This is a genomic window from Mucilaginibacter phyllosphaerae (assembly GCF_004378255.1).
Classification (GTDB): domain Bacteria; phylum Bacteroidota; class Bacteroidia; order Sphingobacteriales; family Sphingobacteriaceae; genus Mucilaginibacter; species Mucilaginibacter phyllosphaerae.
The window spans coordinates 89227-101977 of the sequence record NZ_SNQG01000005.1; the positions used below are offsets into that span (position 1 = coordinate 89227).

12 protein-coding genes and 2 tRNA genes are annotated in these 12751 nt (G+C 40.3%); 8 read left to right on the plus strand and 6 right to left on the minus strand.

The window, feature by feature from the left end:
• Positions 1–73: 73 nt before the first annotated feature.
• Positions 74–424 carry a hypothetical protein gene (locus tag E2R65_RS13895; RefSeq protein ID WP_134337086.1) on the plus strand — a complete coding sequence of 117 codons (351 nt, stop codon included), beginning with the start codon at positions 74–76 and terminating at the stop codon, positions 422–424.
• Positions 425–426: 2 nt separating this feature from the next.
• Here the strand turns inward: E2R65_RS13895 and cdaA are convergent, their stop codons facing one another.
• Both cdaA and E2R65_RS13905 read right to left on the minus strand, forming a co-directional pair.
• Positions 427–1218: a diadenylate cyclase CdaA gene (gene cdaA, locus E2R65_RS13900; RefSeq protein WP_134337087.1), complete on the minus strand. Its 792-nt coding sequence runs from the start codon at positions 1216–1218 to the stop codon at positions 427–429.
• A 46-nt stretch (positions 1219–1264) separates the two neighbouring features.
• Positions 1265–2236, minus strand: a complete 972-nt coding sequence (locus E2R65_RS13905) for a polyprenyl synthetase family protein (protein ID WP_134337088.1) — start codon at positions 2234–2236, stop codon at positions 1265–1267.
• A gap of 266 nt (positions 2237–2502) precedes the next feature.
• On the opposite strand from E2R65_RS13905, the gene E2R65_RS13910 reads away from it, so the two are divergent.
• The 5 genes from E2R65_RS13910 to E2R65_RS13935 all read left to right on the plus strand — a co-directional run bounded on the left by E2R65_RS13910 (position 2503) and on the right by E2R65_RS13935 (position 6158).
• Positions 2503–2590 (plus strand) — tRNA-Ser (locus tag E2R65_RS13910).
• A 100-nt stretch (positions 2591–2690) separates the two neighbouring features.
• A complete protein-coding gene (locus E2R65_RS13915; protein WP_134337089.1) occupies positions 2691–3119 on the plus strand; it encodes a VOC family protein in 429 nt (142 codons plus the stop codon).
• A 506-nt stretch (positions 3120–3625) separates the two neighbouring features.
• Positions 3626–4216, plus strand: a complete 591-nt coding sequence (locus tag E2R65_RS13920) for a TetR/AcrR family transcriptional regulator (RefSeq protein ID WP_134337090.1) — start codon at positions 3626–3628, stop codon at positions 4214–4216.
• A 100-nt stretch (positions 4217–4316) separates the two neighbouring features.
• Complete coding sequence (locus tag E2R65_RS13925) at positions 4317–4799, plus strand: SDR family NAD(P)-dependent oxidoreductase (protein ID WP_134337091.1); 483 nt, start codon at positions 4317–4319, stop codon at positions 4797–4799.
• 648 nt (positions 4800–5447) lie between these two features.
• Positions 5448–6158 (plus strand): AbiTii domain-containing protein, encoded by a 711-nt coding sequence (locus E2R65_RS13935; protein WP_134337092.1) that lies wholly within the window; start codon positions 5448–5450, stop codon positions 6156–6158.
• 20 nt (positions 6159–6178) lie between these two features.
• On the opposite strand, the gene E2R65_RS13940 is transcribed toward E2R65_RS13935, so the two are convergent.
• Positions 6179–7087: an AbiTii domain-containing protein gene (locus E2R65_RS13940; RefSeq protein ID WP_134337093.1), complete on the minus strand. Its 909-nt coding sequence runs from the start codon at positions 7085–7087 to the stop codon at positions 6179–6181.
• 407 nt (positions 7088–7494) lie between these two features.
• On the opposite strand from E2R65_RS13940, the gene E2R65_RS13945 reads away from it, so the two are divergent.
• The gene (locus E2R65_RS13945; protein WP_134337094.1) at positions 7495–9282 is read left to right on the plus strand and encodes a DUF6119 family protein; all 1788 of its coding nucleotides are present in this window, start codon (positions 7495–7497) and stop codon (positions 9280–9282) included.
• A gap of 395 nt (positions 9283–9677) precedes the next feature.
• Here E2R65_RS13945 and E2R65_RS13950 read toward each other — a convergent pair.
• Positions 9678–9751: transfer RNA gene (locus E2R65_RS13950), tRNA-Asn, on the minus strand.
• 87 nt (positions 9752–9838) lie between these two features.
• On the opposite strand from E2R65_RS13950, the gene E2R65_RS13955 reads away from it, so the two are divergent.
• Entirely contained in the window at positions 9839–10756 is a 918-nt protein-coding gene (locus E2R65_RS13955) for a PfkB family carbohydrate kinase (RefSeq protein WP_134337095.1), read from the plus strand.
• Positions 10757–10807: 51 nt separating this feature from the next.
• Here the strand turns inward: E2R65_RS13955 and E2R65_RS13960 are convergent, their stop codons facing one another.
• Positions 10808–11806 (minus strand): ABC transporter ATP-binding protein, encoded by a 999-nt coding sequence (locus tag E2R65_RS13960; protein WP_134337096.1) that lies wholly within the window; start codon positions 11804–11806, stop codon positions 10808–10810.
• Positions 11807–11936: 130 nt separating this feature from the next.
• Positions 11937–12749 carry an outer membrane beta-barrel protein gene (locus E2R65_RS13965; RefSeq protein ID WP_134337097.1) on the minus strand — a complete coding sequence of 271 codons (813 nt, stop codon included), beginning with the start codon at positions 12747–12749 and terminating at the stop codon, positions 11937–11939.
• Between the last annotated feature and the right edge of the window lie 2 nt (positions 12750–12751).

The window sequence follows — 12751 nt, forward strand, 5'->3', positions numbered from 1 at the left end:
ATAATTTATTTTAACATTTTACAGATTTAGCATTGATGTTAAAATAGTTACCTTGGTATTAACCAAACCGATTATGAAAAAGCTGATAATTTTTATGGTCCTGTTGATCATCAGTGGTAAGCTGACGGCTCAAAAAGCCACCATTGCCCCATTGGATAATCCGTTAAGTAATAACCTTATCCGGCCATTTAAAGCTGATAGTACATGGAGGGTTAATCTGCCTGTTTCATCAACCAATAAATTGTTTACACCGCAAAGTTTTAAAAGCAATTTACCAAACGCTTTGGCTATCAATACCGGCAGCTATAATATGCCTGTCATCAAAACAAAAGGTAACTCTAAAATGCCGGTAATAAAGTTACAGGGCAATTCAAAAATGCCGATTGCAGGCAATGATAATGAGGTGGTGGCGGTAAATCCGTAAGCTTAAAAATCTTTATTCAACAATTTTTCCAGTTCGGCAAAGCTGATATCCATTTTGATGCGGCCCTGTTTGGCGTATGAGATCTCGCCGGTTTCTTCAGATACGATAATAGCCGAGGCATCATTAGCTTCGGTTACGCCTATGCCTGCACGGTGTCGTAAACCAAACTGGGCGGGCAAATCTGCCTTTTCGGTAACGGGTAAGATACAACTGGCAGATTTGATCTTGTTCTCTGCTATCACAACCGCCCCGTCATGCAGGGGGCTATTCTTCTGAAAAATGCTTTCCAGCACCCGTTTAGAAATTTTGGCATCCAGCACTTCGCAGCTGTTCTGGTAAAACTGCTCATCATAATATTTGGCAAAAACAATAAGCGCCCCCGTGCGGGTTTGTTTCATGCTTTTGCAGGCATCAATAATGGGTTTTATACGGGCATAATTATTCTTTTCATCTTCGGCTTTGCCAAAAAAGTATTTCCACCAGGCCTTGTTACGCTGCAGGGATGCATTTTTACCTACCAAAAGCAAAAACCGCCGTACTTCCTGCTGAAAAACAATGATGATGGCTATAATGCCCACATCTGCAAACCGTTTAAGGATGCCGGTGAGTAGTTTCATATGCAACGCATCTACCACCATGTAAAGCAGGTAAATAGTCATAAAACCAATAAAAATATTGGCCGCTATGGTACCGCGGATAAGGTTATAAAGCTGATAAACAATAAACGCAACCAACAGCACATCCAGTACATCAAATACGCCAAGTTTAAGGAAGCTGAAATCGAAGGAATGCATGTTACGAAGTTAATAAGTTTCGGTTAACATCATTATTGGCGGTGCGTTATTTATTGCGTTCGGTAGTAAAGCGCACCAGCTGCTCCAGGCCGGTTTTTGCCGCCCCCGCAGGGAAGGTATCCAATATGGCAAAAGCGTCATCCTGGTATTTCTTCATTTGGGTCTCGGCATATTCCAGCCCGCCTTTTTGCTTTACAAAGCTAATGATCTCGCTTATTTTTTTGGGGTCGTCGTTGTGGTTTTTAACCAGGTTTATCATGCGCTTTTTCTCGCCGCTATCGCTATTATTCAGCGCATATATCAGCGGCAGCGTAACCTTTTTTTCTTTAATATCGATACCCAGCGGTTTGCCCACATCATCGGTGCCAAAATCAAACATATCATCCTTGATCTGGAAAGCGATCCCTATCTTTTCGCCAAACAGGCGCATTTTTTCTATTGTGGCTTTATCCGCATCGGCAGACGCAGCCCCGCAGGCACAGCAAGATGCAATAAGCGATGCTGTTTTCTGGCGGATAACTTCATAGTAGATCTCTTCGCTGATATCCATCCGGCGGGCTTTTTCTACCTGCAGCAATTCGCCCTCGCTCATTTGCTTCACCGCTTCAGATACGATCTTGAGTAGTTTAAAGTCGCCGTTATCTATAGAAAGCAGCAGGCCTTTGCTCAACAGGTAATCACCCACTAAAACGGCTATTTTATTTTTCCATAAAGCATTGATAGAGAAAAAACCACGGCGCTGATAAGAGTTATCAACCACATCATCATGCATCAGGGTTGCGGTATGCAGCAATTCTACCAGTACGGCGCCACGGTGTGTGGCCTCGTTGATGCCGCCGCAGATACTCGCCGAAAAAAAGACAAACATTGGCCTGATCTTTTTACCCTTACTTTTAACCACATAATAAAGGATCCGATCAAGCAGGTGTACGGGCGTTTTCATTGATGCCTTGAACTTCTCTTCAAAAACATCAATCTCGGCAGCAATAGGTCTTTTAATTTCGTTGATGTTCAGCATCCGAACAAAACAAGCTTTAGTGCAATTACCTTACCTGGCAATCCGCAGCAAACATAAGCTTTAAAAAATATATATGCATAAACACCTAATTAATTTTATAATGCTTTAAACCTTAGTTACTTTTTATAATCTGATATAATAGTTAGTAATAACAGCATATAAGTTTAGTTTTTGTGAGTTAAAGTTTTCGTTTAAGAAGCGGGGCCTGTAAAGGTTCCGCTTTTTTATTGCCATTTATTTTTACCTTTGCAATCCTTTAAATGCCCGGAGAGGTGTCTGAGTGGTCGAAAGAGCACGCCTGGAAAGTGTGTATGCGCCAAAAGTGCATCGAGGGTTCGAATCCCTCCCTCTCCGCTGAAAGGGATGATTGAAAAAATCATCCCTTTTTTTCATAAATTAGATAAACTTTTTCTTCATTATAATTAAAAAAACAAAAAACCAAGAAATAAAATTTATGAGAACAATCAATCCCTGGATCAACTTTAACGGTAATGCTGAAAAAGCATTCACTTTTTACCAATCAGTTTTTGGCGGAGAGTTCACAAAAATCGTCCGGTTTAAGGAACTGGCAAGCGCAGAATTTCAGGTGCCCGACAATGAAGCAAATAAACTCATGTATATTGCCTTGCCTATTGGCAAACATAACTTACTAATTGCCAATGATGTACCCGAATTTATGGGCCGCGTAAACGAAAATGAAAACCGATCTAAAATATCCGTTAGTGCCGAAAGCCGTGAAGAGGCAGACAAAATTTTTAACGGGCTATCGGCAGGTGGAGATGTTGAAGGGCCTATTGGCGACAGCCCATGGGGTACTTACGCCGGAATGTTCAGAGACAAATATGGTATTGAATGGATTGTGGAATTTGACCCACAGCTATAACGAATAAATTTAACCGGATTGGGCACCTCCATCCCACTCTGTAAATCGCCTTAAATGATACATTTAAGGCGATTTTTGTTTTTAAGCCGGCCGGCAGCAGCAATACCGGCGGTGTTCACGTTCACGCGGTGTGAACACCGTGAACAAAATGCAAACCATTAATAATAAGCGCATTGCATAATATCAATAGCGTAAATAAGTCGCTTTTTTTAAAAGCCGAAAACGGCCTTAAACTACCTTTTTTGATACTAAAAACGCACTGATCTTTAAACCGGGTTTTATCGTGCTTAAATGCTCATCAAGCTTATCCGGATAATTTTATTTCGCTTGGCAGGATCCCGAAATATTTTTTGGAGGCGTCTGTCAAATACCCCTGGTGCTTAAAACTAATCGTAGCTCACCATACCGGAGGCAAGTAACATAATCATGTCATCTTTAACGCTGTTAAAATAATTAATTAAAAAATAAACTATTTAGTATATTTTTACCCGGTAAAACTTATTTTAATGCGTACTAAAGCAGAAAGAACAAAACAATTTATCCTGGAAACAGCTGCACCTATTTTTAACCAAAAAGGTATATCCGGAGCGAATATAGACGATGTACTTGCTGCCTCCAGGCTGACCAAGGGTTGCCTTTACGGCCATTTTGAAGGTAAGGACGATTTGGCTTTGCAGGTTGTTGAATACATGCTGAATACCAATGGCGAAAAAATGCTGCTAACCATTAGCCAGGCTAAAACAGCAAAAGCCAAGGTATTTGCCTTTCTTGATTTTTATAAAGACCCGTTAAATACCTATTTAAAGGGAGGATGCCCGGTGTTTAATATGGCGGTAGAATCTGACGACAACTTCCCGGCTGTAAGAGAAAAAACAGCTGGTGTGATTAGGCGAGGACAAGAATTGTTTGTAGCTATTTTAAACCAGGGCATTAAGGATGGCGAGTTTTCAAAAAAACTTGATGCCGCCGTTTATGCATTTAAAGCCGTAGCTGCTGTTGAAGGGGCTGTTGTGATGTGCCGATCAATGAATACGGCAAAACCGATGGCCGGCTTACTTAAAAGCCTTAAAGCTGAACTGGAAAGCTATACCATTTAATTTTTTTTGATATAAAATATACTAAAAAGTATAATAAAGCCGCACGGGATAGTAGGCATTCTGAGATCAGTTAAAGCCTCGAAATAAAAATAAAAAATACATGCAATTACAAGGGAAAACAGTATTGATAACAGGTGGTGCATCCGGCATAGGACTGGAAGCAGCAAAACAGTTTACAGAGAACGGCGCGAAGGTGATCATCACCGGCAGAAACAAGGCGAAACTGGATGCTGCCCAAAAGCTACATCCAGCTTTAACTGCTATACAGAGCGATGCCGGAAATGAAGCGGATGCAAAAACTCTTCTTAATCAGGTTATAGGATTGGGCGGTATTGATATCTTGTACAATAATGCTGCTGTGCTTGTTCCTCCTTTAAATTTAGGTATTGCTAATGACAAACATCTGGAGGGTGCCGCCTACGAAATGGAAGTTAATTATCTGGGTGTAATAAGGCTGAATAATCTTTTTCTGGACATGCTTAAATCCAAAAATGAAAGAGCGACCATAAGCCACCTTCATTTCAGAATAATGCTGATTATAATTACCCCAAAACTCTTTAAACCGATTGCGTACTTTAGATAATTCAGAAAGTTGAAGTTTAATACGCTCTTTATCCAATGCAATCAGATCAATGAAAGCCATGTCCTTTAACACCCTTAATTCGCTCCTGTAGGAAAAGGAATCATAGTATTGGGTTTGGTAGGTTAAATCATAGGCTTTTACATGCTTCTTTTCATTCGTGCCCGATTCAATTTGAATATCAGTTTCAATGATACGCAGATCAAATGTTTGAATGCGGGTTAAAAATTCTTTTAGATGCTGCATATACCATTTAGTTAAATTAATATATATATCAATAACAAATTTGGGGCATTTATTTTAAAATTGCTATGGGTGGTGGAAGTACAGAAAAATAATTTGCAAATAACACTCTTGCATCACCGCCAATCTAATTGAGAAACACAGCCTTACAGGTAGCGATATGAAACGAAGCGCCGATGGCCTATAAGGATATTCATACAGTAATGGCCCCGTGAAATAACCTGGTGAAGGTGCGTGCTAAGCTTGAGCTGAGAATAGTAAGGATGACCGATGCGAGGGGCAGCTGGAGGATATATTCAATTTCTGCGACTATTTTTCAGACATGAAGATATTAGTTAATATTAACCCATAATATTGGATTAATTTACGAAATTCACAGTAAAAATTTCATTTTTAAGCCGACCAGACATGAGCGAAAACAAAACTTTTATTTTACAGGACGTAATTAATGACTTGATTGACGTCAAAAGTTCCTTGGAAGGTGCACTTTTTAAGCTGAATTACTTTGGTAGAATGATCAAAAACGAAGAGCTAATTAACTACACCAATGCTGAGATCAGCGGTTATAAAGGTATGGCGGCGCCTGATTACCGTAAAGGAATTGCTACTTTAAAAATTAACTTGCAAACCGCATATGGAGATGAAACAACTCGAGAATTGCCGATTTCCATGCTGCCGGCTCCACTAAATGAACGGATGAGATATCATACGATTTTTGACGGAGTCCGGGTAATAGAACATATGACCCAGAACACTGATCCGGTAAAAAATCAGCTCCTGATGACGGGATTGCCCATGGAGATGGTCACACAAATTCAACCAGCAGCATCAAAATTATACCGCGTTGACGGCGGTGTAACAGTTACAGGTGCAATGATTCTTGCCAATGCCAATATCTTACCTCAAATATTGAGTACCGTAAGGTCAAGGTTGCTAGGTTTCTGTATGCAGCTTGCTGAAACTTATAGCTTCGAAATTGACCTTGTTCCTTTCAAAACAGATCAAGCCGTCAATAACAACGTGGTCAACAATTATTTTCGGACTGAAGTCATCAATAAAGGGCATAACAATGTGATCAATACCGGCTCAGGTACAGAAATCGATGTTACTCGTTATTAATTAGCGCAAAGAGATAACGTTTATAATCCGTAATACTTAGTCAAAGCCTCCGCCAGTAATGTGCCTGCTGCTCCAATACCAATTTGCCAGGTACCATCCAATGATTTACCCACCATATTTTTTATCCACTGAGCAACATTTGGACTATAAGTATTAGGCTGCTCAGGTTGTACCTCATCTATAACTAAAAGAAGGTCATCTATATCCTGATCCTGAACACCATGTTCTTTTAAGGTATGTTTTAACGCTTCCGCATTACCTTTAATTATGGTATTGCTCGCAGATATATGAGCATTAGTGCCGGTATTAATGACATTACCGTCACCGTTGTTATTTATTGTAGTATGCATAATTTGATTGATTAATTTGTTCTTTGTGCGTAGATCTTCCAGTTCTGTTTCTTGACCAAACTCATGCTCAATAGCCAACATAAAATCAAGTAATTTAGATCTTACACTGGTCAGGATATTGGCAAATAATGCTGAGGGAACATCTATATAAACGACCAGGATCTCAAAAAAACGATTACCTAAGCTTCTAACTGAATGTTCTATAAAAGCTTTAGCGTCGGCGCTGACACTTATTTTTAAATCCTTACTTTCCTGCATTTTCTCAACTGAACTAATGCTGTCTTTAATAACAAAATCTGTTAACAAATGACGTTCCTCATCGGTAATATCACCCAAAGGCACTTGCGCTCGGCTGTATTGTTTATTGCCGTTTACAAATGTTCCCATTAAAATGCCGGACGACCGCCTGTAGTCAGGCGTATTACCATTTTCACAATAACCGTTGATTTCATTATCCACCCAACCCGATAATTCGGCATTGCCAATTCTGGCTGCCAAAACCTTTGTTTTTAACAACGGACCTGCAATGGGATGAGCATGGTCCATTAATTCATTTATAATATCGCTGATTAGTTTCATGATTACTTTGGTAAAACTAAGCAAATTAGAACAGTGAAAAGAGATTGTAGAAGAATCAGTTACTTACCAAGGCCGCCAAACGCCCACGCTTGACCGCGGCTAAGGCTTCTGCATTATGAGAAGATAACGGGAACCGTCGCCGTCAAAAGAATAAAACGATCATTAGGTTCGCCTTCGCCGAAGCGAACGGCTCCTCAATCACAGTGCCAGTTGTTCGTCCCAGATACTTTGCAGCCGTGTTATTCGCTTCTATTGCAAAGACCGTTTGCTTAGCTTGCACCAATTTCGCTATGCTACATTGATTTAGTCGCTCGAACTAATGTCCGATATTGAACTTGAGTATAAATATATAATCAATTAGTTTTTAATCAGTACATTGAGTGAGATTATACTTAAACCTTACCTTAATGAAGATTGTACCTAACATATTTAGAATTGAAAAGTCCCAAGCAGCTCTTCAAAATCTAACAAACACTGAGGAAATCGTTAAATACATTATTACTCAATCTTACAAAAAAAGAGAAAAGAGCATAGATGAACAAGCACTTACGCTAACACAATTCCAAAAGGACGATTATACATATTTTCTATATGTATACCGGACTAATGATATTGAATCTGATTGGTCAAAATTTTTGCCATCCCAATTGAAAGATACTTCAGTCTTTGCCCAAAGCAAAGTAAATTTAGTTTTATTCATCGACACTGAATTTGATCTTTTTACTATAGTGGGTGGATCTGCTTATTGGATAGTTGCAAGCTACATGGACCACCTTTTCGGCTTAGTGACGTATGACCGTATTATTTCTTTAGAGAATGATGAAGCTGTTTCAACAAAATCAAGAAGGATGACCGGTTACAATACCGGAGTAAGTGAACAGTTTAGGGATGATTACCGAATGATGAATTATCTTCAATTTGGAAAGATACCGAAGGAATTACACGTAAGGCTATCCGCCGATACAAGCTTTTCGCATTTTAATTTTGTACTTGCAAAACCATTGGAAAAACTACAGATCGCTGTGGGGAAAGGGTTCAAAGTAAACAAAGAAGTGGATTTTGACACATTGCATCGATTAATTAACGAGCTATGTATCATTATGTCTATGGCACCGAAAGACTTATTAAGCTCTTACATAGAAGTTCGTGATAGCCAATACCTGATTCAGTTAAAAGGCATATTAACAAGGAAGATATACAATAATATTCCCGTTGTTGTGAGTCAAAGTAAAGACCCTAATGATGCATTTGAGTTTGATTTCTGTAACCCTAATAAGATTGAGGAGTTTTATGAGGCGGAATACTATGATTTGGTTGAAAGAACTGAAAGTAATCGTAAAAAAGATGGACTTTTCGCAACTGTCAGAGATAAAAACGAAATATACTCTACCGTAATACGAAGAGCATATGAGCTGAATGGCAACAATGAGAATGGAATTTTATTTTATTTGTATGGTGTAAGTGTACAATGCTATGTGGGTAAAAGACAAACTGCCGCAGCCGGCTTTATGTATCATTTCAACGCTGAGTTTTCGGTTGGCAGTGATGCGGTGTTTCTGGTCGATAGTAAGTGGTATCGATTAAAACAATCGTTTATAGAAAGTCTTATAGCTCAAACCGAACGTATTCTCCGAAACACGAAGTTGACGCACTCCATCTTGCACTTTCCTTGGACTTTTGACACTGTAAAAAAGCAATTTGATGATGAAGGCGAATACAATATGCAATACAACGGTTTACCGAACTATTTTGTATTTGATACTATTATTGTAGACGGTATCGAATTGTGTGACATACTTTACGTTTCCGGAAACGAATTATATCTGATTCATGTTAAACATAGCTTTACATCGCGAGTTAGAGAGTTAACCAATCAAATATTAATTAGTGCACGAAGACTTAGAGAAGCTATAACTGCCAAGCAAAGATCATTTTTCGATAAACTTTATGACGGACTATCAAATAAACAACGTAGCACCAATGGTTTGAGTAGCGATGACTTTTACAACTTATTCCTTTTAAAAAAACCTGTTTATGTTTTTGCTACTGCTTCACAATTGGCAATTGATTTGCCTATAGAGAACAATATGGATAAGTATGATTCAAACATTGCGCGGTTTTCACTTACAACATGTTCTGGGGAAATGCAAACTAACTATTACGATTTAAAAACCTATCAGATAGTTAGAGCATAATCTTTAACGTAGTTAAGATGTGCATCGAAAAGTACACTTATATGTTTTCAATACAACGTTAATGCAGGTGGTTGAAAAAAAAATGGAACAGAAAAAAGCGGCCAAAGCAAAATTTTCAATACTTGACAAACCAGATATTTGAGTGGCGGAAAATATTTTAGTTCGATCAGGATGTCATATTATTAGGCTATCAAAATTTAGCTTACTGATTGTCTATTGGCAATCAAATAATGTCCAAAATTATTCCACTCTTAACCATTCACTACCCGAAATCCTTATTTAGCTCTTGCACAAAAAACTTCGCCTAATTTAAAAACCTTCAAAAATGTGTGAGAAATGTGTGAGAATAAAAAAACCCCACTCGCCAGAGTGGGGTTAAATCATTGATTTTCAGGCTCCTGAGGCTGGGCTCGAACCAGCGACCCTCTGATTAACAGTCAGATGCTCTAACCAGCTGAGCTACTCAGGAGTGTTTTCCGGTTTGGAGTGGTGCAAAAGTATGATTTCTGATGTAATTTCACAATATTTGCATAAAAAAAAATTAAAAATATTTTACATGAGTTTGTTAGTGATTGGTACTGTGGCGTTTGACGCAATTGAAACCCCTTTCGGGAAAACAGATAAAATTGTTGGAGGGGCTGCAACCTATGCAAGTTTGGCCGCTTCTTACTTTTATGATAAGATTAAAATCGTTGCTGTGGTGGGTGACGACTTCCCGCAGGAAGACATTAAAGACTTTAACAACCACAATATAGATACCGAAGGCCTGCAAATAAAGCAAGGCGAAAAATCTTTTTTCTGGAGCGGCAGGTATCATAACGACATGAACAGCCGCGATACACTTGTAACCGAACTGAACGTACTGGCAGACTTTGACCCGATCATCCCGGAGGCTTACCAGGACTGCGAATACCTGATGCTGGGTAATCTTACCCCACAGGTACAGCAAACAGTTATTAAACGGCTTAAAAACCGCCCTAAACTGATCGTGATGGATACCATGAACTTCTGGATGGATATTGCTATGGGCGATTTGCTGGAAACCATTAAAATGATCGACGTTTTAACCATTAATGATGCAGAAGCCCGCCAGCTATCCGGCGAGTACTCTTTAGTTAAAGCAGCCAAAAAAATATTAACCATGGGCCCAAAATACCTCATTATCAAAAAAGGCGAGCATGGTGCACTATTATTTCACGAAGATCAGATCTTCTCGGCCCCGGCGCTGCCCCTGGCCGAGGTATTTGACCCAACAGGCGCCGGCGATACTTTTGCCGGTGGTTTTATTGGCTATATGGCTAAGGTAGGTACCGTAAACTTTAATAACATGAAGAATGCCATTATCTTCGGTTCTGCCCTTGCCTCTTTTTGTGTGGAAAAATTTGGTGCAGAAAAGATCAAAAACCTGACACAGGATGAAATTGCCGCACGCATACAACAATTTGTTCAGTTATCTGCTTTCGAGATAAATTAAAGCCGCTAAAGCTTGCTTAAGCCCTCTCCTCCGGAGAGGGTTTGGGTGAGGCTAATACTCCAGCCACTTTTTTATTTTAAGGCCCACCATGTCGCCTTCGGTATATTTGCCGCTTTCATCGTTTACAACGCGCAGTATCGCACCGTTGTGCTCCAGTATCAGGTCTTCATAAAAGCCTTTAAACAAAACCTGCTTAACAGCCCACTTGCTGGTTTTAAGAATATTATTCAGCCTGATCCATTCGGGGTAAATAACCACCGTTTCTTTGCCGGCCTCAATTCCACATACTTTGGCTTCATCCACCGTAAGCACATTGCAATTGGTAAGCAATTCGGCCGTGTATAAATTAAGCGGATTTTGATACAGTGTTTTGGGATGGCCGGTCTCTACTATTTCGCCCTGCTTTAAAACAATCAGTTCATCGGCCATAGAAAGCACCTCTGCCGGGTCATGCGATACCATTACTACCGTAAGGCCCGTTTCTTTTACTATCTGCCTGATATCGTGCTGCAGGCCCTCTCTAAATGATGTATCCACCTGGTTAAAGGGTTCATCAAGCAGTAGTACCTCGGGGCGGGTAATAATGGCACGGGCAATGGCAACGCGTTGTTTTTCGCCGCCACTTAGGTCGGCAACGCGTTTGTAGGCCAGCTGCATCATATTTAATTGGGTAAGCACTTGTTCTGTCTTTTCTTCCTTAAGCTTTACATTGGTGCTGGGCAGCTGGGCAGCTACGTTATCCCATACACGGGCAAAAAGGTTCAGGTCGTCGGTATGCTGGGTTACCATTTTCATGGCATCATGGCCGGGTATCAACTTTTCTTCCGGCCCCCAAATGCGTTCGCCCTTAAAGCTAACGGTGCCTGTATCCGGCGAAAGCAAACCATAAAGCAATCTTAATAAAGTACTTTTACCGCTGCCGCTTTCACCAATTATTGCAGTGATTTTGCCAGGGGTGATATCAAGGCTTATTTGTTTTACACCTGAGGGCTGGTCGCCGCCGTAGGTTCTGCTTACTGAATTTGCCTGTAAAAAAGGGGTTTCTGCCATTACGGCAAAGATAGACACGATTACAGGATTTAAAGATTAATAGGATTATAAAATTAGGGGTTGATCTGAAATCAAACCCAATCAAAAATCCTGTTAATCCCTAAATCCTGTAATCGTGTATTAATCGTGTCTACCAACCCACACTCATCCCGAAGGAGAAATTTCTAAGCCCATCTTGTGCGGGGCTGTTATCAAACATATTGTTGAAATAATATTTACCAAATACACCAATAGCCCCATAGCCTACCCGCAATGATGCGCCGTACCTGAATTTGGCAAAATTGTAATTACCGCTCAGTTTTACATCACCATTGGTATCACTTTCCTGCTTAACGCTGCTGCTTATCAGCAAGCCCATTTCGGCGGCGCCTACAAAGTGGAACCTTCTGCCGTCGGCATCATCGTGGGTACGGAAATCAAATGCTACAGGCACCCTGATGTAGGTAGACGACAACCGGTTTTTGCGATATTTGATATTATCCTGAGTATAGCTTAACGAGGGCTGATCCCGCAGAATCGTAACACTTTCTCGCAGGCGCAGGTTTGTCCAATCGAACCCGCCGGCGGTGTAAACCCGGAAAGAACTGCTGAAACGGTAACTTAACTGCAGCACATCAAAACCAATGTTACTGCTTCTCCACGACCGGTAATTTAAAAACTGATTAGCCGGGGATAAGGTAAAGCTGCCGTTATCATTCAGAGTGGTTAAACCAATATCAAACCTGGTAAACGTAAGCCCGAATGACAGGCCCGGCGCTTTTGACCTGTAAACATTGGTATCATTAATAGCTACCTGCGTAACATCATCGCCAAAGCCAAGGCGGATACGGGTACGGCGGGTTCTGGTAGTATCGGTTATCGTTTTAACACTATCTGTTGTTTGTGCAAACACGGCTGTTACAGCCGCCAGGCATATCATTGTGGTAAATATCAGGCGTTTCATAA